The organism is Pedobacter sp. AK017, assembly GCF_014200825.1.
Classification (GTDB): domain Bacteria; phylum Bacteroidota; class Bacteroidia; order Sphingobacteriales; family Sphingobacteriaceae; genus Pedobacter; species Pedobacter heparinus.
In genome coordinates, this window is sequence record NZ_JACHCW010000027.1 from 14,017 (window position 1) to 35,665 (window position 21,649).

The 21,649-nt window shown below is 42.0% G+C and carries 21 protein-coding genes and 1 pseudogene; 18 read left to right on the forward strand and 4 right to left on the reverse strand.

Annotated elements, in window-relative coordinates; all coding sequences use genetic code 11:
• Positions 1–4: 4 nt before the first annotated feature.
• The 12 genes from HDC92_RS23940 to HDC92_RS23995 all read left to right on the forward strand — a co-directional run bounded on the left by HDC92_RS23940 (position 5) and on the right by HDC92_RS23995 (position 15,362).
• Positions 5–2,356, forward strand: a complete 2,352-nt coding sequence (locus HDC92_RS23940) for an alpha/beta fold hydrolase (protein ID WP_183877411.1) — start codon at positions 5–7, stop codon at positions 2,354–2,356.
• Between the two features lie 15 nt (positions 2,357–2,371).
• The gene (locus HDC92_RS23945) at positions 2,372–3,805 is read left to right on the forward strand and encodes a hypothetical protein (protein ID WP_183877412.1); all 1,434 of its coding nucleotides are present in this window, start codon (positions 2,372–2,374) and stop codon (positions 3,803–3,805) included.
• A 49-nt stretch (positions 3,806–3,854) separates the two neighbouring features.
• Entirely contained in the window at positions 3,855–5,147 is a 1,293-nt protein-coding gene (locus tag HDC92_RS23950; protein ID WP_183877413.1) for a sialate O-acetylesterase, read from the forward strand.
• Positions 5,148–5,187: 40 nt separating this feature from the next.
• Complete coding sequence (locus HDC92_RS23955) at positions 5,188–7,140, forward strand: glycoside hydrolase family 97 protein (protein WP_183877414.1); 1,953 nt, start codon at positions 5,188–5,190, stop codon at positions 7,138–7,140.
• 1 nt (position 7,141) lies between these two features.
• Complete coding sequence (locus tag HDC92_RS23960; protein WP_183877415.1) at positions 7,142–8,686, forward strand: glycosyl hydrolase family 28 protein; 1,545 nt, start codon at positions 7,142–7,144, stop codon at positions 8,684–8,686.
• Positions 8,687–8,785: 99 nt separating this feature from the next.
• Positions 8,786–9,940 (forward strand): hypothetical protein, encoded by a 1,155-nt coding sequence (locus tag HDC92_RS23965; protein ID WP_183877416.1) that lies wholly within the window; start codon positions 8,786–8,788, stop codon positions 9,938–9,940.
• 8 nt (positions 9,941–9,948) lie between these two features.
• Complete coding sequence (locus tag HDC92_RS23970; protein WP_183877417.1) at positions 9,949–11,634, forward strand: sodium:solute symporter family protein; 1,686 nt, start codon at positions 9,949–9,951, stop codon at positions 11,632–11,634.
• Between the two features lie 3 nt (positions 11,635–11,637).
• Positions 11,638–12,336, forward strand: a complete 699-nt coding sequence (locus HDC92_RS23975; RefSeq protein WP_183877418.1) for an SDR family oxidoreductase — start codon at positions 11,638–11,640, stop codon at positions 12,334–12,336.
• 2 nt (positions 12,337–12,338) lie between these two features.
• Positions 12,339–13,028, forward strand: a complete 690-nt coding sequence (locus HDC92_RS23980; protein WP_183877419.1) for an RraA family protein — start codon at positions 12,339–12,341, stop codon at positions 13,026–13,028.
• 19 nt (positions 13,029–13,047) lie between these two features.
• Positions 13,048–13,470 (forward strand): VOC family protein, encoded by a 423-nt coding sequence (locus HDC92_RS23985; RefSeq protein WP_183877420.1) that lies wholly within the window; start codon positions 13,048–13,050, stop codon positions 13,468–13,470.
• Positions 13,471–13,562: 92 nt separating this feature from the next.
• Positions 13,563–14,579, forward strand: a complete 1,017-nt coding sequence (locus HDC92_RS23990) for a zinc-dependent alcohol dehydrogenase (protein ID WP_221271009.1) — start codon at positions 13,563–13,565, stop codon at positions 14,577–14,579.
• Between the two features lie 18 nt (positions 14,580–14,597).
• Positions 14,598–15,362, forward strand: a complete 765-nt coding sequence (locus tag HDC92_RS23995) for an SDR family oxidoreductase (protein ID WP_183877421.1) — start codon at positions 14,598–14,600, stop codon at positions 15,360–15,362.
• 451 nt (positions 15,363–15,813) lie between these two features.
• On the opposite strand, the gene HDC92_RS25285 is transcribed toward HDC92_RS23995, so the two are convergent.
• The 4 genes and pseudogenes from HDC92_RS25285 to HDC92_RS24010 form a co-directional block, all read right to left on the reverse strand.
• Positions 15,814–16,017, reverse strand: coding sequence for a hypothetical protein (locus HDC92_RS25285; protein WP_255484667.1), 204 nt, complete (start codon positions 16,015–16,017; stop codon positions 15,814–15,816).
• Between the two features lie 3 nt (positions 16,018–16,020).
• Positions 16,021–16,161: pseudogene (locus HDC92_RS25290) on the reverse strand (PD-(D/E)XK nuclease family transposase); the annotation flags it as partial.
• On the reverse strand, positions 16,146–16,517 hold the full coding sequence (locus HDC92_RS24005; protein ID WP_183877422.1) for a hypothetical protein: 372 nt from the start codon (positions 16,515–16,517) through the stop codon (positions 16,146–16,148). The pseudogene HDC92_RS25290 and the gene HDC92_RS24005, both read right to left, overlap by 16 nt.
• A 5-nt stretch (positions 16,518–16,522) precedes the next feature.
• The gene (locus HDC92_RS24010; protein ID WP_183877423.1) at positions 16,523–17,260 is read right to left on the reverse strand and encodes an ImuA family protein; all 738 of its coding nucleotides are present in this window, start codon (positions 17,258–17,260) and stop codon (positions 16,523–16,525) included.
• Between the two features lie 193 nt (positions 17,261–17,453).
• On the opposite strand from HDC92_RS24010, the gene HDC92_RS24015 reads away from it, so the two are divergent.
• The 6 genes from HDC92_RS24015 (at position 17,454) to HDC92_RS24040 (ending at position 21,641) form a co-directional block, all read left to right on the forward strand.
• Positions 17,454–18,092, forward strand: a complete 639-nt coding sequence (locus tag HDC92_RS24015) for an alpha-ketoglutarate-dependent dioxygenase AlkB family protein (protein ID WP_183877424.1) — start codon at positions 17,454–17,456, stop codon at positions 18,090–18,092.
• Positions 18,093–18,720: 628 nt separating this feature from the next.
• Positions 18,721–19,365 carry a DUF6266 family protein gene (locus tag HDC92_RS24020; protein WP_183877425.1) on the forward strand — a complete coding sequence of 215 codons (645 nt, stop codon included), beginning with the start codon at positions 18,721–18,723 and terminating at the stop codon, positions 19,363–19,365.
• A gap of 56 nt (positions 19,366–19,421) precedes the next feature.
• The gene (locus HDC92_RS24025; RefSeq protein WP_183877426.1) at positions 19,422–19,799 is read left to right on the forward strand and encodes a hypothetical protein; all 378 of its coding nucleotides are present in this window, start codon (positions 19,422–19,424) and stop codon (positions 19,797–19,799) included.
• A complete protein-coding gene (locus HDC92_RS24030) occupies positions 19,718–20,257 on the forward strand; it encodes a C40 family peptidase (protein WP_221271010.1) in 540 nt (179 codons plus the stop codon). The genes HDC92_RS24025 and HDC92_RS24030 overlap by 82 nt, the downstream gene beginning before the upstream one ends.
• Before the next feature lie 100 nt (positions 20,258–20,357).
• Positions 20,358–20,984 carry a DUF6266 family protein gene (locus HDC92_RS24035; protein ID WP_183877427.1) on the forward strand — a complete coding sequence of 209 codons (627 nt, stop codon included), beginning with the start codon at positions 20,358–20,360 and terminating at the stop codon, positions 20,982–20,984.
• Between the two features lie 18 nt (positions 20,985–21,002).
• Positions 21,003–21,641: a DUF6266 family protein gene (locus HDC92_RS24040; RefSeq protein WP_183877428.1), complete on the forward strand. Its 639-nt coding sequence runs from the start codon at positions 21,003–21,005 to the stop codon at positions 21,639–21,641.
• The last annotated feature ends 8 nt before the right edge of the window (positions 21,642–21,649 follow it).

Consider the following 21,649-nt stretch of genomic DNA (forward strand, 5'->3'; position numbering starts at 1 on the left):
GGTCATGTATCTATTGAAAGCTACCAGACACTTTATTGGATTTTGCTTAATACTGACAGGATCAGCCGCTAAAGGACAGGAAATTTGGGATATTAAAGATTTGTACCATGTTCCTGAGTACGAATGGACCGGAAATCAGACTGCCCCTGTACGTAGTCTTATTTATAAAGGTGAAGCTTTTGGTGATCTGGCCCGGACAGATGTTTTTGCTTATTACGCTACACCCGGCACTTTATCCGGGCATCCGGAAAAGGATAAAAATCTTCCCGCGATCGTTCTGGTACATGGTGGTATGGGGAAAGCTTATATGGAATGGGCTAAACTCTGGGCCGAACGGGGCTATGCCGCAATTGCTATGGATTTGGCAGGAAATGGCCCTGATGGCAAGCGACTTGAGAATGGAGGGCCAAAAGAAGATAATATAGCCAAATTTAACAGTATTGAGGGTGATTTAAATAAGCAATGGGTTTACCATGCTGTGGCAAATGTGATTAAAGCACATTCACTAATAAGAAGTTTTGCCGGCGTTGATTCTGCGAAAACAGCCATTACCGGCATTAGTTGGGGAGGATTTTTAACCTGCATTGTTTCGGGCCTTGACCAACGTTTTAAAGTATCAGTTCCGGTGTATGGCTGTGGGTTTATTTATCATCCTGATGGCGTATTCTATAGAAATATTCAAACGCTGAGGCCGGATCTTCAGGAAAAATGGATCAGACAGTATGACCCTTCTAATTTTATTGCCCGCGCAAAAATACCATTTCTATGGGTTAGTGGTGCGAAAGATTTTGCTTATCAGCCAACCATAATGGCAAAAACGTATAGCCTGGTTAAAGATCAATCCAACTTCAGGTTTATTCCGGATATGCACCACGATCAGGCGGATGGGGCAGCTCCGGAAGAAATTGCAACTTTTATCAATCAGCATTTATTAAAAACCTATCTTTTGCCGGTTATTAACAATATAAAAGCAGAAAACGGCAGGGTAGAAGCGACAATACTTAATGCGACGAAAATTAACTCAGGAGCGCTGTTCTATACGGAAGATACTTTTTTGCCTTATAAAGACCGGAGATGGAAAGAATTGCCAGCGGTGGTTACCAATAAAAAAATCATAGCAGATACCTTACCTGAGCGCGCAGTGATGTGGCTATTAAATGTAAAGGATGATAAAGGAAATACCGTTTCCAGTCCATATATGTTCAGAAAACCTAAAGTAGTGGATACCTTGCTTTCTGAACGTTTTATTTCCAGGTACGGTGATCTGAATAATACCTACTATCATATTAAAAATACGAAACAGTTAACCGTAGGTTTTTTAGGCGGATCGATAACGGAGATGGCAGGCTGGAGGGATAAGGTTTGCAATTATCTTAGAACTACCTATCCTGATGTAAAATTTAATTTTATTGCAGCTGCTATACCTTCTCTGGGTAGTGTTGCGCATTCATTTCGCTTAAAGACTGATTTGTTTGGCAAGGGGAAGACAGACCTTCTTTTTCTGGAATCAGCAGTGAATGACAAGGGAACAAAAGAAAGCACCCAGCGAAGAGCTTTAGAAGGGATTGTAAGGGCCGTATTGACAGAAAACCCTGCGACTGATATCGTAATGATGGCTTTTGCCGACAAAGGAAAGATGGCTGAGTATAATGTTGGTAAAACCCCATTGGAAATAACTGTTCATGATGCTGTCGCAAAACGATACCAATTGCCTTTTATCAATTTGGCTAAAGAGGTAACAAACCGGATCAACAACGGAGAACTTACATGGGAAAATGATTTCAAAAATCTACATCCTTCACCCTTTGGTCATCAGTTGTATTTTAATACCATCCGCCAGCTTTTAACTGTTGATGATCCTGTTTCAGCGCTAAAGCTGGCTAAGAGAAGAATAGAGGAACCAATGGATGCCTTTAACTACGGTAATGCAGATTACGTGAGTATCCGTAAAGCTAGACTGCTGAAAGGATTTAATGTTGTTGCCAACTGGCAACCGGCAGATGGTGTGGATACCCGTGCCGGATTTGTGAATGTACCGGTATTGCTGGGAGAAAAGCCTGGGGATAATTTCGAATTTACTTTTACGGGTAATACGGTGGGGATCGGAACTGTTACTGGTCCTGATGTGGGTATAATTTCTTATAGTATAGATGAGAGGCCAGTCAAAACTGTCGACTTATTTATCCCTGCAGCAAAAAAAATACACCATCCGTACTACCTGATTCTTGGAGATGAGCTGAATCAGGGTAAACATACACTTAAAATTAAAATTGATACAAACCATAATGACAATTCTATGGGCAACGCTTGCCGCATTGTTTATTTTTTGGTCAATCAAAAAGAAGGAATTAAATAATTTATACTGATTATTATGAATAAAATATCATGCCTGATACTATACTGCTTTTTGACTTCTCTATGCAATAAAACCTACGCACAGGAAGTAAATTCTGGCTTAGTGATTCCGTTTAAATTATTGGGCAAAATTAAACCCAGAAGTGCAAATAGCATTAAATCATCCATTTGGTCTGTTGGTGGCGAGACCCTGGACAGAGACTATGCTAATTATAACAGCTACAAACGCTATCTCGGACCATTAGGTGCAAAACGGATCAGGTTACAAAGCGGATGGGCAAAAACTGAAACCATTAAAGGCATTTATAACTGGTTGTGGCTGGATTCAGTGGTAAATGATGCAATCGCTCAGGGTGTAAAACCATGGATGCAAATCGGTTACGGAAATAAAATATATGAAGGAGGTGGCACCGCTGCTATAGGTTCGCCTTTACCTTCATCAGCAGAGGCCCGGAAGGCCTGGGATATTTGGCTTGCCGCACTCATAAACAGGTATAAGGACCGCATCGACGAATGGGAAATATGGAATGAGGTTGACCATCAGGGTGATCAAACCCCCGCTGCTGAGTATGGTGATTTTTATGTACGGACAGGAGAAATCATACGTTTTATACAGCCGAAAGCTAAACTGATAGCTTTGGCACTTACAACTGGTGGTTTTATGTATAAGACCTACGCTGAGCAATTTTTAAGTTATATGGCCGGGAAAAAGAAACTCGGTCTTGTGGATGCGATTACGTTTCATTATTATGCTCCGGTTCCGGAAAAAATGCCTGAAGACCTGATGAGTTTTAAAGTGATGACTGGCAAGTATTCAAAATCAATAAAATTTTGGCAGGGCGAAAGCGGTTGCCCGTCAACAGGAAATTCATCAGGAGGACTGAGAGAATACAATTGGTCCGAGCTTTCTCAGGCCAAGTACATTCTGCGAAGAATGATGAACGACAGGTCGCAGAACCTGGAACTTTCCAGTATTTTTCAGATTTCAGATATGATTGGCTACAACGGAAAAACAAATAGCAAAGGTTTGCTGAGGGCAAATCCGGATAAAACCATAGCTTATGCTAAACCGGCTTATTATGCAATGCAACATGTTACATCAATTTTTGATGACCATTTGATTTTAAACTCCAGCTCAAAAATCACCACTAATATTCCAGATAGCATAAGCATTCAGCGCTATACGAATCAAAAAAATGGCACGCAGACTTTGTCAATTGTACTTAGCAGGGAGCGCCCTTCAGACGAGCAAAAAATCAAGCTTGCGGATATCTCCGTTTCTGCCTGCAGATTTAAAAAACCAGTATATGTAGACCTTTTAAGCGGTAAGATTTACGAGATACCAGCAATGAATGTTAAGCGGGATGCGGATAAAATCGTATTTCTGAAATTACCTGTAACAGATTTTCCTGTATTAATTGCGGAACGGTCATCGGTATTGGGGAATTAGTTATAAAATCATGTTTAACAGTACTTACATAGTTCTTAATTTTTCAACAATGATCAAAAAATATATTTCTGCCATTACTTTACTTGGTTTGTTCATCAACGTATCCCATGCACAAGAGAAGCCTGTAATGTACCATATCATCATGTACGGTCAAAGTCTTATGCTGGGCACAAGTTCTGTACCTTTACTTACCACCCAACAAAAATTTAATACCCTTATGTTTAAAGGGGGCATTAGGTCTGGATATGATCAGCCTCTGGGAACCTTTTATGATGGCTTAGCACCGCTGGTCGAAAAAATTTCTATTTCTCCTGCGGGAGGAGCACGCCTGGCTGAGACGCCTGCTTCGGGTTTTTCAGAAACTTTTATTGATCTATTGATAAAGGAAAATAAGTTTTCCTACAATGCGGATGAGAAAAAATTCGAAAAACGGGATATTACGCTTTTAATTTCATCACCTGCACAAGGCTCCACTTCAGTTCAAAGTTTAACTACTGATGGTACATATCTGGAACGGTTTAAAAAAGATATCGTTGAAGGGCAGAAACAGGCTATAGCAATGGGTAAAGTTTACAACGTTCCTTGTATTCTTTGGAACCAGGGGGAGCGGGATATTGATCTCCGCACCCCATCGGATGTTTATAAAAATGAGCTGATAGCGTTTCAGCAACTGGCGGATATTTTTATAAAGTCTGTAACCGGGCAATCCAACACGGTTAAACTGATCTTGTATCAAACCGTTTCTCATCTTGTGCGTAAAACCAAAAACTATATCCAGATCGCAAATGCGCAATATGAACTGGCAAAATCGAACCCCAACATTACGATGTCTAATACAACTTACCAGTTACCTTTTTATACTGATCACGTGCATTTATCAAATTCGGGAAGCAAATGGAATGGGGCAAACCATGGCATTGCCGCTAAAAGAATGATCGTTGATGGTGCAGACTGGCGGCCAATTTATGTAAAAGAGATCAGCTACAAAAATAAGGAAGTGCTGCTTCAGTTTCATGTTCCGGTACCACCATTGCTTTTTGATGAAAAAAATGTAAGTAATCCAGGAAATTATGGTTTTTCAGTGGTGGATGAAAAGGAAAAGCCAGTGGCCATTCACAATGTATCTTTATTAAAGAATAATCAGGTAAAAATAATGCTTACCGAAAAAGTTAAACCCGGGTATGCAATTTGGTATGGCAATAATGGTACAACAACAGGTCCGGAAAATGGTGCCAGAGGAAATTTAAGAGATAGTCAGGGTAATGTGGTTCAACTGGAAATAAAAGGTAAGCAGATCCGGCTAGACAACTGGACTCCAATTTTTAAAGAAGTAATACATTAAATACAGTCTAATTAATACGGCAACTCAAATAAACCAAAAGATGTACAAATTTTTCACAATAATTTCCTTGTTATTTTTTTCTGGAATTTCTTCCGGTAAAACAAAGGATTTCATCCTGCAATCACCAAACCAGCAAATCAGGACTAAAATTACTGTTGGCAACACCATAAGCTATGAACTTTTTTATAAAAATAAACAATACCTAAAGCCGTCGCGGATTTCCTTAACATTGGATGCCGGAGTTGTATTTGGACAAAATGTAACTATCCTATCCACAAAAATCAACATCGTAAATAAAGTGATTTATCCCATTTATGGGATAGCAAGCCAGATTAAAGAAAATTACAAAGAATTAGAAGTTAAATGTAAAGGGAATTATTCGGTTTTATTCCGACTGTATAATGAGGGTTTTGCATACCGGTTTACCTCAAATATAGATAAAGAGGTGCTGATTTTATCAGAAAAAAGTGAATTTGCTTTTGCTGATAATTATAAAGCTTATTTTCATCCTTCATTGTCGGAAAGTAACTACAGATTGCAGCAACTGTCTGATCAACTAAAACCCGATTATTCAAGCCTGCCCTTGTTAGTTAAAAGCAACGACCAGACGAATATCCTTATTCATGAATCTGACGTACTCAATTTTCCTTGTTTAACAGTTAAATCATCGGATAAAGCCAATTTGCTAATAGGAGAACATGCCGCATATCCGAAAAAAGTTGTAGAAGGCGGTTATAAGAACTTTAACCTTAATGTAGTAGAAACTGAGAAATTCATTGCAAAAACAAATGGCAAAAGAAGTTTTCCATGGCGCATTGTAGCTTTTGAATCAAATGACAAGAATATTCTGAGCAATCAGCTTGTTTATCTTCTGGCGTCGGAATCCAGAATAGGCACCAGTTCGTGGATTAAACCTGGTAAAGTGGTTTGGGATTGGTGGAATTCACTAAATCTTACAGGAGTGAATTTTAAAACAGGTTTTAATACTGAAACCTATAAACACCTGATAGATTTTGCAGCCGCCAATAAGATAGAATACATCAATCTGGATGAGGGCTGGAGCAACCAATACAATCTTATGAAGCTTGCCGATAACCTGGACATCAAGGCGTTGATGGAATATGCCCGGAAAAAAAATGTCGGTATTATACTTTGGTGCGTATGGCACGTGCTGGACAAGCAAATGATTGAGGCGCTTGACGTTTTTCAGCATTGGGGAGTGGCAGGTTTAAAGGTTGATTTTATGGACCGCGATGACCAGGTAGTGGTAGAGTTTCATGAGCGACTATTAAAAGAGACTGCAAAGAGAAAATTGCTGGTCAATTACCATGGTGCATATCACCCAACAGGGATGGCCAGAACATATCCTAATAATATAAATGTGGAAGGGGTTAAGGGGCTGGAATGGAATAAGTTTGATACTGCAGGTACCTCGCCTGACCATGATGTTACCATCCCTTTCATCAGAATGTTTGCAGGCGGAATGGATTATACACCAGGCGCAATGCAAAATTACAACAAAGCAGATTGGAAACAGATTTTTGACCGACCAATGAGCCAGGGCACGCTTGCACACCAACTGGCCATGTATACGGTATATTATGCCCCCCTCCAGATGATTTCGGATGCGCCGTCTGCCTATGAGAAAGAGCCCAAAATATTAAGTTTTATAGCTGCCGTACCTACAGTATGGGATGAGACAGTACCGTTAATTAGTGAAATAGGAAGTTATGTGGCTGTTGCCCGCCGAAAAAATGATACCTGGTTTATTGGAGCGATGACAGGCTGGAATCCGAAAGATCTGGTTTTAAAATTAGATTTTTTAACTTCTGGTAAGTCGTATTCAGCAGAGATCATAGGTGATGGTATTAATGCTGCGCGGGTTGGGAGCGATTATCAGATCAGCCGTAAAAAGCTGAAGCATGGGGACACCCTTGCTATTGAGATGGCCCCAGGTGGTGGCTGGACATGCCGTATTGATCCTGAAAAATAGAATGATGAAAAAATTATATTATAAATTCCTGTTTATTCCTGGAATACTTGGCTTTTTGGCAAGCAATGCCTATTCAGCCGGTAAGGACAGGCATGTGCTGATGATTGCTCCGGCAACAATAACGCACCAATCTGTTACGCTGTTATGGGATGACATTGATAAGGATGTTAATGAATACACCATTTTTGTTAATGGCAAAAAAGTGGTAAAATCCAGCATAACCAATTCAAAGTTAAAGGACCTTAAACCATTAACTGTTTATACAGTTCGTGTAACTGGAAAAAACAGGCAGGGCCGGACGATAACGACAAGCAACCTACTGAAGTTTACAACCAGAAAAAAAGGAAAGATAATTAATATTTTAAACTATGGGGCCAAAGCTGGTGGGCTGACTTTAAACACGGCTGCTATTCAAAATGCGGTTAATGCATGTGAGGATGGGGGCATTGTCTATGTTCCGGCTGGAGATTTTAAAACCGGAGCCCTGTTCCTTAAAAGCAACATGACATTATATATTGAAAAAGGGGGTAGATTAAAAGGAAGTATAGATCCAAAAGACTATGAACCGTTCGTATACAACCGGTTTGAAGGCTGGGAAATGAACACTTTTGCAAGCCTGATCAATGCAGGTACTATGAATAAAGATGGTCGAATTTCTCTCGAAAACCTTTCGATCAGTGGGTTGGGAACAATTAGCGGAGGCGGAGAGCGGCTGGCAAAAGCAATGATCAGCCGCAATGGCATGAGAAGCAGAGGAAGGCTGATTAGTCTGCTAAACTGTAAAAATGTCAATATAGAGGGTCTTAAAATTGAAGAATCACCGTGCTGGACCATTCACTATGTATACAGTAGCAAAATTACCTGCCAGGGACTGACGATAAGCAGCTTTGTAGAAAACGGTGATGGTATTGATCCAGATTCTTCTACCGATTCGTATATATTTAATTGTAAGTTTTGGACCAATGATGATTGTATTGCCATAAAATCCGGGAAGAATCCAGAAGGATATTTTATTGCGAAACCCTCTCAAAACATTCAGATTACCCATTGTGAGTTTGTTAAGGGACATGGGATCTCAATTGGCAGTGAAATATCGGGAGGGATCAAAAATATACTGGTACGTCATTGTAAAGCTGGAAATTTAATTTTCGGCCTTCAGATAAAGGGAACTAAAGAACGGGGTGGATTTGTAGAGCAGGTAATTGTGCGTGATAGTGAATTACGTAAAATTACTATTTTCTCCGCTCTTCCTTATAATAATGACGGTGCTCCGGCACCTATGCTGCCTTATTTTAAAGATTTTGAATTCAGGGATTTGGATATGAGCAAAGCAGATTCAACTGGAACTGTAATCTATATTGATGGATTTGAACATAAAAATAGCTATACCAGAAATCTTGTTTTTAAAAATATCCAGCTGCCAGAGCATGCAGTGATTGATGTCAGGCGTAGCGATCATATTATATTTCAGCGAGTAAGCAGTGTGAAGGGGATAAAACCAAAATTAAAGATAGATTCCCTTTCTGCCAGGATAGCTATGGAATAGTATAAAATTAGTATTTACTATTATAATATTGAGTTTTTATTTTATATAATAATATTATATATTTGTTTAACGTTTAATTCCCTTTATTAATTTACTAAAATGCAACCATCAAATACAATAGGATTTAAAAGAATCAAAGCAAGCGCCCTGAATTTCGTCGCTCAAATGAAAATTGGTGACAGACCAGGCATATATAGTAAGGAAGCAGGAAAAGGTGAAAGTTTTTATGGTTCCTATCATGCGGCCCACGTACTTGATTTGTTCGGAGAATTAGATAAGCTGCCCGAAAAGCATAAGCAAACCTGGGCAGAAAACTTTCTGGGCAGGCAGACAGCACAGGGATATTTCTCGTCTGCTAAAGGTGATTTCAATCGCAGCATAACCATTGATGAAATGGAACCCTTCTGGCATTATACCAGGGGTAATATCTGGGCTTTAAGGTTACTTGGTGTAAAACCGGATCATGAATTCAGTTTTATGGAGCCATTGCTTAATGCAGAGGCACTATACAACTGGGTTAAAAAATACGATTGGTCCAATTCATGGGCTGCCGGTAACCAGGTGCTGGCTTGTGCTACTGTTTTGTTTGCCATGCGCGACTGGTATGGCATGGGAGAGATTGATCAATTGATGAAAGACGGTATGTACCGTGCACTGGAAGAACAGCTGGATGAGGAAACTGGATTTTGGGGAACCCAATTCGGGGCGGACCTGCCTAACGGGCTCTTCGGGACGATACATGTAACGCCGATCTATTTTGCACAGGGATGGCCCTTAAGAGCAGTAGAAAGGAATATTGATTCGACATTAAAATGCCAGTTAGCTGATGGCTCATTCTGGCCAGGTGGCTCTGATTGTCCGGATTTTGACGGGGCCTATATGATGGCGAATCTTGCCGAGCTCTCTGATTACCGTAAAGGTGACCTGGAAAAAGCCGCCAGAGCGTACCTGGAACATGCGCTTATGCATGAAGATCCGGAAGGCAGGGGATGGCTGTTGCACCGTAAGGATAGCATTCCTAAAGATTGGAAGCCGCGGCCGCACTGGATCTGGAAAGCGGGAATGCAAGCTGCCACGGCAGAATTAAGGGATGAAGACCCAAATCGTACACATATTATGCTTGGTTCCTGGTTTTACCCGCTGTCTATAGCCTTAATCGCAAAAATGCTTGGCGATACAGGTTTTGAAGGTCCTTATCACTTTAGTCCCGAATCTTTACATGTTTGTAATGTTCCATCTTTAACAGAAGCCTGAGTTGCATCATGAATAAACTGCAAACACTTGATTACGCTGCAATAGCCATTTACATGTTATTAATGGCAGGGATCGGTATATTCCTTGGAAAGTACATTAAAAACATAGGCGATTATTTTAAAGGGGGAAATGCGATCCCATGGATTTCGGGTGCGATCAGTAACTTTATGACGAAGTTCAGCACTTTTATCTTTGTTGCCTATGCAGGTATCGCTTATAGCGATGGAATAGTTGCATTAACATTAATCTGGAGTACTGTACTGCCTACATTGATCGGTGCCTTCTTTTTTGCGAAGCGATGGAGAAGGGCAGGCGTCATCACGCCGATGGAATACCTGGAAGTAAGGTTCAACGCACCGGTAAGGCAAATATTTTCATGGGGTGGTGTACTGTTTAAAATACTGGATAATATGGTCAGATTGTATGCCCTCGGCTTATTTCTTCAGGCTGCAACTGATCTTAGCCTGGGCTCCTGTATACTGATCTGCGGGGTTATTGTTGCGTTATATACGGTTATCGGTGGGTTGTGGGCGGTAGTAATTACAGATGTGGTGCAATTTATCATTCTTATCGTTGCGACTTTAATCCTGGTACCGTTGACCATCGACGCAGCCGGAGGATTTCAAAACATTATCAATACTATTCCAGCTCATTTTAACTGGTTTAACGGCGCTAAAGGAACGCCGGTTTTTCTGATGGTTTACTATTTTATGATCCTGGTAAAATACAGTGGGAACTGGACATTTATTCAGCGCTTCTATAGTGTGCGCGATGAAAAAGCCAGCCAGAAACAAGCCATACTTACCGCCGTTTTCTTTTTTATCTTTCCTGTTATATTTCTTTTTCCCTCGCTCGCGGCAAGGGTAATTGTACCCAATCTGCAGAACCCGGAAATGGCCTATGTTAGTGTTTGCCTGGAATTATTACCTAAAGGAATCATGGGCTTAATGATCGCAGCCATGTTTGCGGCAACGATGTCTGTTTTAAGTGGTGAGTACAATGTTACCGCAGGAGTTTTGACTAAGGACATTTACCAGCGGTTATTCAATAAAAATGCCACCGATAAAGAATTACTCTGGGTGGGTAGGATCATGACCTTTGTATTGGGGGCCTTTATTACCGTAGGTGCCCTATATGTAGGCGGATTTGGCGGAGCATTTGAGGCCAACAAGCTTTTTACAGGTTTGTTCGCAATTCCAATGACGATACCGCTAGTGCTTGGCATTGCATTAAAGCAGCCACGCCCATGGGGTGCGCTGGCTACATTGGTAATTGGTGTGATCTTAGGTTTAATTTTAAATGCTAATCCATCAATTTCCTGGGAGATCGCCACTTTGATTGAAATTGTGGTTTGTATCGCTGTATTTCTTTTGTCTGGACTTATTGGTAAAAGCAATATAATTTATAAAGAGAAGATAAACAAATTTTTCCTGAAGCTGTCCACACCGTTAAGGGAAGATGAAAAACCGAAAGAAGACTGGGGCTTTCAACGGTCAATGAACCGCTTATATGCAGTTGCCCTGGCTGTAACCGGATTACTATTTGTGGTAATGAGTATACCATCTATTCAGATGACCAGTGGCCGTTTCTCCTTTACAGCGGGAGTCATTTGTGCTGTGCTGGCATTTATAATGTGGCGGCTGAATAATGGCAGCAATTACAAAGAAAAATCATTTACAAAAGAAAAGATATAACCGATGAATGAGCTTAAAGATAAAGTGGTGTTTATTACCGGAGGATCGTCTGGAATAGGGGCGGCCACGAGTAAACTGTTACAACAGCAAGGTGCAAAGGTGTTTAATATGAGCCGGCGAGCTGGCCAGGAGATCATTGAATCATCAACCTACGCAGCCTATAGTGGAGATGTAGGTAATGAAAAAGAGGTGATCGCTGCATTTGAGAAATGTATCGCTGTTTTTGGTACGGTAGACATTCTTGTTAACAATGCCGGATTGGGTACTCCCACACCGGATCTGACGGAAACAGATTTGGCTACCTATGACAAAATGCTCAATACGAATATGCGGGGGGTATTCCTTTGTTGCAGAGAAGCCATGAAGATTATGAAACCCAAAGGGAAAGGGCATATCGTCACACTGATTTCTATGGCCGGACAGCGTACCAATCCAACTGCCCCGATATACTGCGCATCAAAATTTGGTGCAAGAGGTTTGAGCAGCGGCTTTGCTGATCAGGTTTTAAAATTGGGTATCAAGGTTACTGAAGTAAATCCCGGACCTGTAGACAGCAACTATTGGGGGGATAGAAAGGTTCCGCGTGAGAAGTTTCTGAAGGTCGAAGACGTGGCAAATGTAATTGCATTTGTACTTAACCAGCCCGAGTATGTTGTGATCAGAGAACTGAACTTTGATAATATTAAATTTTTAGCAGGATGATAATGATGGAAGATCAAAAAAATGGTATTGCAGGGTATCCGATTTCGATAAGCGAAATGAGAGAAAGATACCTGAAGCTTTTTTCCGGCGCTATTAATGATGTGCTGAGGTTTAATTATAAGATGCAGGCCACCAGTTTACCTGCCTGTTTTGCACCACTGCGTGAAGAAATGAAAATGACCGGAATGGCTTTTACGATAAAAGGCGGACCAGACATTACAACTGATGGAGAATTTGAAATGCGTGCAGAAATGCTTGAAGCCCTACATCCGGATTCGGTAGTGATATGGGATTGTACCGGCGACGCCGTAACCTCGCAATGGGGCGAAGTGATGACTATGGCCGCTATCCGTGCAGGCTGCAGGGGGGCGCTGGTGAATGGAATCCGGGATACGACAGCTATTCTGGAGCAAAAGTTTCCAGTATTCCATCAATACAAAGCGAATACAGGTATGCTGGGACGTTTCCGCATGTATTATTACCAGAAACCGGTTTTGCTGGGAGAAGTTATTGTTGAACCTGGCGATTGGATATTTGGGGATATTGACGGGGTGATCTCTATTCCTAAGGCTATTGCTTATGAAGTGCTGCTAGCTGCTGAAAAGATCCTGGTCAAAGAAGATGAAATAAAGGATATGGTAAACAACGGGCTAAAACCTACTGAAGTTGTGGCAAGAGGAGGATATTTTTAGTGAATAATTATCCGTTGCTATGGAAAATAAAATAAATCATGAGTTTACGCTGGGATTGACTGGCTTAGATCATCCGGCAATAGCCGCCCGCGATGTGGACCAACTGGCCAACTGGTATTGTGAGGTGCTGGGCTATGTTAAATATTTCAGGCATGAAAAGCCGGTCTGGATATTACTTGCCCCAGACAATAGCCTTTTGGAAATTATGCCAGTGGATGCGAACCCAAGACCTGAGCGCACTACATGGACGCCTGGATGGTCACATCTTGCACTAAGGGTGAAAAATATTCACAATGCAATTGAGTATTTGGATTCAAAGAATGTTGAATGGGGTGGTGAAATTATCAATGCTGTTGGAGGCGGGCAGGTGCGTACATTTTACGATCCCGAAGGCAATATGCTGCAATTGGTTGAGCGGCTGATTGACGAGCAAACAATGTAATCAACAAATAAATAAAAAATATAATCCCAAAAAATTTAAAAGCCGCATGGTGCGGCATGGAATCGTTATGTCTGAAATTTAAATATTATCATATGATGAAAGCAGCATTTTACAATGGAAATAAAAGTTTTGTGGTACATAAAAGTGTATTCCAACCGGTTGAACCGGGGACTGTCCGCATCAAGGTGGCCTATTGCGGGGTATGTGGTACAGATGTGCATATTTATCATGGAAACATGGATAAACGGGTATCCATCCCACAGGTTATTGGCCATGAAGTATCTGGTGAAATCACTGAGATGGCATCCGATGTAACCGGATTCAAGGTGGGCGATTTTGTTGCGGTGCGACCATTAAAGCCCGGACTGGAAGATCCCTCTGATAATGGTCAGGGCCATATTGGTAAAAACCTGAAGTTTATTGGGATTGATACGCCCGGGGCTATGCAGAGTTATTGGAATGTGCCTGCTTATGCCTTGCATAAATTACCGGCAAACTTGTCCCTTCAGTTGGGAGCCCTCATAGAACCTCTTGCTGTGGCCTGCCATGATGTACGGCTGAGCGGGTTGGTTCCTGGAGAAACTGCTGTTGTTCTGGGCGGTGGGCCTATTGGGGTATTGGTTGCTTTAGTTGCCCAACACAAGGGCGCAAGGGTGTTGCTGTCTGAACCTAATGAAAACAGGAAGGCTATGGCCGAGGCTTTAGGTTTAACCGTTATTAATCCTGTTCAGTCGGATATGGTTATCGCCGTTCATGAATTTACGCAAGGAGCTATGGCAGATGTGGTTTTTGAAGTTGCGGGGGTTAAGGCAACAACAGATGTAATGACCGAAATTATCCGTGCGCGGGGCAGGATTGTAATGGTTGCTATACATAGTGAGCCTAAACCCATAGATCTGTTCCGTGTTTTTTGGCGGGAACTTAAACTAATCGGGGTAAGGGTTTATGAGCCGGAGGATTTTGAAGAGGCAATCCGCATAGCGGAGTCTGGGAAGCTGCCTCTTCAACAATTGATTTCGAGGGTTGCGCCAATTGAACAAATACAGGAGGTATTTGAAGAGATTGATAACAACCCGGAGATGATGAAATGTTTAATTAAATGTAATTAGATCCATATAAACAGAAAAATGATGAATTTATTTGACCTAAAGGGTAAAACTGCGCTCGTAACGGGATGTAAACGTGGAATAGGTAAAGCAATTGCGGTTGCTTTAGCAGAAGCGGGTGCTGATGTTATCGGCGTTTCGGCAACACTTGAATTATCGGGAAGTATTGTTGAGCAGGAAGTAGCCAATCTGGGACGTAATTTTAAAGCCTATCAGTGCGATTTTTCAGATCGTAGTAGCGTTTACAGCTTTATCGAACAGGTTAAAAGAGAAAATCAGTCCGTAAACATTTTGTTTAACAATGCCGGTACCATCTTACGTACACCGGCTGCTGAACATCCTGATAAATATTGGGATGAAGTAATCGATGTGAACCTGAATGCGCAATTTATCATTAGCCGGGAGTTTGGCAAGGAAATGGTGAAAAGCGGAGGAGGTAAGATTATTTTTACTGCCTCGTTACTCACTTTTCAGGGAGGAGTAACTGTTCCCGGATATGCGGCCAGCAAGGGAGCAATCGGATCTTTAACAAAAGCTTTGGCAAATGAGTGGGCTGCTTCGGGTGTGAATGTGAATGCTATTGCCCCTGGTTACATCAGTACAGACAATACAGAGGCTCTACGTAACGATCCGGCCCGGAGTGAAGCGATCTTATCCAGAATACCGGCAGGCCGATGGGGCAAGCCGGAAGATTTCAAAGGAGTTGCCTTATTTTTAGCTTCAAGTGCTTCTGATTATGTTCATGGGACTATTATAACAGTTGATGGGGGATGGATGGGAAGGTAGTGGACGCGATAAAGCAAATGTTAATTAGCATTACGGATAATAATTAACCATATCTTTTCACGGGCTGCATAATTTCCGCTGAAGATGCGAAAAAGACGCTATGCCCGTTCTAAGAATGCAGAATTATTGGTCAAATTGCAGGGTGGGGATTTAATTAAAAGAAAGAGCTGCGTTTTTGCAATGCCCCCAAAAAAGTGTCTAACTTTTTGGGGGCATTGCACTAGAGCCATTTCTTTTTTTTCTTCCAAGGCTTTAGCGCGTTCTTCTTCACGAGCTACTTGATCTGCTTTTTGTTCTGCAGTTTTATCAGCGTAATCGAGTACGTTTTTATTATCCCACTAATGCTTCAAACTCGTATTGCTGTATTGTAATAGGGCTCTTTGTGCTGGTGCGGTTAGCGAAAAGAGTGGATTATCTGGATCTTTTATAGGCTTGACCAAGGGTAAGGGTTTTAAAGGGATTGGATTTCCTTGATGGATAGCTTGGTATATTTAGCTATCTTTTCAATAGGTTGATTATCAGCTATCATTCCTAAAGCCATTTCGATTGCTTGTTTATGTTTTCCCTTGGCTTCACCTTCCTGTTCAGCAGTTTCCACTGCGTAATCCAACACATTCTTATTGTCCCACTTGTGCTTTAAACTTGCATTGTACATCGCTCGTTCCTGTTTTGTTAGATTGGCATACTTAGCCAGGTTAAATAACTGATCAAATTCAGGGCCGGATAAATATTCTGGACGTTTAGTAAATTCTGTTAGGTGCTTTAGGGCATATAACCACTTATCTAATTCTGTATCCAGATCCTCGGACTACAGCCACTTACATCCATCAACAGGCCATCCATTCCAAATTCGTCAATGGCCACAATTGGGGAATACCTAACGCACCACTCTCCAAGACCCCGGAGTAAATTTCGGGGGCGGCCTGGCTTATCGTCCAGCACTTCCAGTCCCGGGCAAATCGCTTTTGCATCTGCCGCCCGCATACCGGGCTCCACACCAGATGCAGCAGCAAGCGGATTCACCGCGGTGATCATCATTCGCCCATGGTCGGGCGCTGCAAAAACAAATGGCACTTCAGCCAGTTCCGGGCGGCGGATGAGCTGCCAGTTTGCCAGCAGCTGGCGAAACCATATGGAAACAAAACGTTTTTGCATGATACCTATCCAACTTGCCTGTCCTCCTGTTCAGACCAAACTGTTTCTTGAACCACTGGGGCAACCTGTTCAAAACATTCACCGGCCCATTCCAATATCCAGCTGCCCGGGTTACCGTTCCGGACTTTTAACAGCTCCACCTGCCAGCGCGGGAAACCCAGGCCTGGCATCCCATCTATATTTTCTGTACGCAAAGGACTGATCTTCCATCGTGCTGTTGCTACGGTACTGACAGCTTTGCTGGCATCTTTTCGCAATATAAAACCGGTAACCCCACTTTCTTCTACAGCAAGCTGTAACCTGCGGGACTCAATTAAACTCAGGTTATTCAGTTCTGCTACCACTGCGGCTAAGCCCTCGCATTTCAAGGCTTCTTCGGTGATCCAAAGCGCATCCTTTTCCGTTTTTACGTCCATAAAAATGATCCGCTCGGGCGCTACATTAAAAGTGCTGAGTGAAGCGGGAAATAACCGTCTTGCAGTACTGATCCATACACAGGCCGCCCCGTTCTGCATCAGGATAGCCAATAAACCGGCTATGAAACCATCGCTGGCTGCTGCATCTTCGGGTAAAACGGTGATAAACTCATGGATGGCCCGTTTGGGGAATACGCCGCCTGGAAATGCCTGCTCGATTTCGCCAAGCCCAACCTGCTCTGCCTTGCCTGCTGCCTGGGGCTTAAAGCCCTGCCAGAGCAGAATGTCCTGCTGCAGTTTGACCAGTATTTCCTTTTTAGCATCCATGATTATCCCCCTTAAACTAATAACTGTTATTTAACATATTAATTACACAACAAACATAATGCTAAAAATGTTAGTAAAAAATGAAATATGGAAAATTCAGCTCATTTTGTTGACAATCAATCTTAATTTGCTACTTGTAAAACTCTATTGTACTAATATTTTTAGTTTTTAACAAAATTTTTATATTTGTATAATGAAGTTATTTGCAGAAACGGAATTATTTGACGGCGGTATAAAGCGCTATACCGACTTTGCATTGCCTGATACCGAGTTGCGGTTATGGCAGCATTTTTTTGACAGACGGCAAGCCAGCAATTACTACAATACTCTTTTAAATGAGATTCCCTGGCAGCAGCGCATCCGAAGGATGTATGAGAAGGTGATTCCTGATCCCCGGCTGACCGCTTATTATGGCGGAGAAAATGGATATCCATGGACTCCGTTGTTACTGGAAATTAAAGCAGCTGTGGAAATTGTCACAGAAATTCATTTTGACCGGGTATTGTTAAACCTTTACAGGGATGGAAAAGATTCAGTAGCCTGGCACAGCGACAATCTGCCGGCCGATGGTAAACAACATCATATTGCTTCGGTGACATTTGGGGACACCAGGATCTTTAAGGTTCGTCATAAATCCAATAAAAAAATCTCAGGGCTGGATATCCCTTTAACCCATGGAAGCTTATTGTTAATGGGCGAGACCATGCAGGAGTACTATGAGCATCACATTCCTAAAACAGCCAGGGCTGTCGGCCCCCGGATCAACCTCACTTTCAGGATTTCAGAATCCTCAAAACCAGTTTATTTTATCAGTGGAAATAATAATCTGTAATATATTCTGGTAGGGATATAACGGCTGATTTTCTCGTTATATATTTTATTAATAATTAAAATGAAATACTGATGTGATTTCTCTTATTACGTCTGGGAAATTTTTGAATGCATAAGCCTGATAAATCACTCCAGAATCATTCCGCGTATCTACTGGTATAACAGAAGTTATGAAAGATATTATATGCGACATACTGAAAAGCAGCATTAATTCTGGAAGGTTTATCATAATAGAGCAGCGTGTTGGTTTATCTGGTTAATCCAAAGTTTAAAATATTATTTCATAAAACCACATATTAACTCAAGATCGTAGTAAATGGGATTTGTGTTTAGAATTGTTGATATAATCCTTATGCAATCTGCTAAATGTTAAGGACAAATGCAAGGTATAGATTTTCAATTTGTTATGTAAGTTGCATCAATTTGGATTGTTTTGTGCCAAACTGTGACAAAATTGTGCCAAACCACGACATAATGAGTTCACTGTTAGGTATTTGAACATTATTGAATTACGTTTGATGTACCATCTGGTGCCAGAGTAACCGGGCTTTTCAAGGAAGGGCCAGGGAGGTGAAAAGGGGATGCAGGTGGTATAATTAACAGATTGTTTTACAATAAAATGTTAGATCATGGGAATTCAACATTGGGGCGCTTTCGGCGGTTTCCAAAACCAGACGGGCCCACTGGTAGGACATTGGGTAAATGGGCAAAACGTGATCACTGCTATCCCTCACCCTTCGCAAAATCCACCTTCGGTAACTCAGCTTAACATGCGGACCAAGTTTAAAACGGTGGTGAGTTTTTTAAGGCGGTTAACGCCGCTGATCAGGGTGGGGTACCAGAATTCGCATAAGGAAACGCAGACGGCATTTAATGCTTGTTTTGTAGATAATTATGCGAATGCGGTGACAGGCGTAGCGCCAAACTACCTGATAGACTATCCGGCACTGGTTTACAGCAAGGGGCAGTTGAGTGGTGCTTACAACGCTGAAGTGGTGACTGCTGTAGCTGATACCATTCAGTTTAACTGGTTGGCTACTTTGGCTACAGGAATTGGTGCGCCTACGGATATGGCCACATTGGTGGTTTATAATCCTGTAAAGGGCCAGTTTGTTACGCTGGTGGGTGCAGCTGCACGCTCGGCCCTGACTTACAATTTGCTGGTGCCAGGCGATTTTAGCGGGGATGATGTTCACGCGTACATATCGTTTGTATCGGCTAATGGTAAGATGGCGAGTGATTCGTTTTACATCGGCGAGTTTACCGTAGTTTAAAATTAAGGCTGTGCTGCAGCGCAGCCTTTTTATCTAACAGATTTAAATTAGAAAAGATGAAAGAGTTAATAATTAGCAGGGGAATGTTTTTCCTGCGTGGCATGATGCAGGCAAAAAAAGAGCATCATTTGATGGGTATTTTATTGGTGTTGTGGGCGGGGGTAACGCTGTTTTTTAGCAGCCCGGAAATGAGTGCCGGGATTAACCAGAGTATCCCTTTATTGGTAGTATTGGGTTTGATCACTTACCTGCTCTTGTTAGAGATGAGCTGGTGGTTGTTTAACCGGTTTTTGATCAGGATGGGTTATCCGCCAATTGATGCAATGGTTTTACACTTTAAAGAATTACAGCAATGGCAGCAATTAAGTTTTGTATGGGCATCTTATGCCTTGTTATTATTGGCCGGGACAACGTGCCTGGCGGCAATTTTATAACCTTTAACAAATACAGTTATGACAAAGAAAAAAATCGTTCAGCAGTCATCGGTATCGCCAGAAAAGAAATCGGTGTTAGGGAATCTGGTCACAATAGTGGTCCAAGAATCCGTGAGTATCTTGCTTACGTGGGTTTTAAAAAGGCTGCGCCTTGGTGTAGCGCGTTTTGCTCATGGTGCTTCGGACAAGCAGGTTTAGTAAAACCAAGAACCGCCTGGAGCCCGGGTTTGTTTCCGGTGTCAAGGTTAGCCAGAGATGGTTTGCCCGGAATGCTTATCGGGATTTACTTTCCTTTACTTGGCAGAATTGGACATTGTGGGATTATCGAAAGGGTGCAGGGAAGTCTGATTTTTTCGATCGAGGGGAATACCAATGTTGCGGGAAGCAGGGAAGGGGATGCGGTGATGAGGAAGGCAAGGCACAAACGGAGCATTGCAAAGTATAGTGATTGGTTGTAATATTTAACCCGTCGTCTTGATGCGTAGTGCGGGATCTCTTGAACTATGCCCAATCAAGAGATCTCTCCTATCGTGGAGATGACGAAAAACAACAAACATTATGGGAATTTTAAGAAACGGAGTGTTCGGTAACTTTGAGAACAGGACAGGCCCTTTAGTAGGCAGGTTGTTCAGGAAACGTAATGTAATTTCCGCTGTTCAGCACAGAAACTCCAGGCAGAAAACAAAGGCACAGCTAGATCAGCAACTAAAATTTGCAATGGTGGCTAATTTTCTAAAACGATTTAAACGTTTGATTGCTGTGGGTTTTGCCAATGTGAAGCATCGTAATGCGTTTAATGCTGCGGTTAAGTACAACTACAGAAACATCGTCACTGGTGTTTCACCGGATTTTAGTATTGATTTTGCTAAGCTGGCCTACAGCAGGGGTTGTCTCGCAGGGCCAAATTCTCCATCGGTTTCCCTGGCTACGGATAAGTTAATCATCAGTTGGTTGCCGCATAGACAATCGCAGCTGAACCAGTATTCGGACAGGGCAAGCTTTGTAGTGTACTGTGCCAATAAGCAACTGACCGTGATCTTTGAGGGGGCGGTTAACAGAGGAGCTTTGCAATTTGAGTTGGAGTTACCGGTTGGCTTGATAGGTTCTGCCTTGCATGTGTATATGAGTTTTGCGAGTGCGAATGGTAAAGAGGTTAGCAATAGCAGGTATCTAGGAATGGTTTAACAACAAAACATACAGATTATGGCAACGTATAGAAATGGTTTTTTCGGGAATTATAAAGGTAAACTTGGTAACCTGATATTTTATGAGGTAAAAGGCAGGCAGGTGGTGCGCAGTGTGGGTAAAAGTACGGTACCGCCTACAGCTGCACAACTGCAGAACCGGAACGAAATGGAGGCTGTGGTAAGTTTTTTGAGGCCGCTGAAAGAATTGATCAGTGTTGGATTCCATATCAAAGCAAAGGGTACGAGCTGCACGCCATATAACATGGCGGTATCTTACAATAAACTACATGCCGTAACGGGCGCTTATCCCAATGCAACTATGGTTTATGAAAAGGTATTGGTTACTGAGGGTAAAATTGGAAAGGCAATGCATCCAATTGCTGAACTGACCGCAGAGGGCTTAAGTTTTAGTTGGGTTTGCCCTCCTGATCTGGACTGGTCAAGACCAAATGATCAGGTGATATTACTCGCTTATTTCCCTAGGCTGGAAAAAGCAGAGTATTTGTTATATGGCCCTAGCCGGTTATCTGCGGAGGCGCAATTGATGTTGCCTCCGGATTTGCTCAATGCGCATATGGAGGTTTACATCTCCTTTATTGCTCAAGACAGAAAACAGATTGCCAATAGCACTTATTTAGGGAGTTTTAATTTGTAGCCTAATAA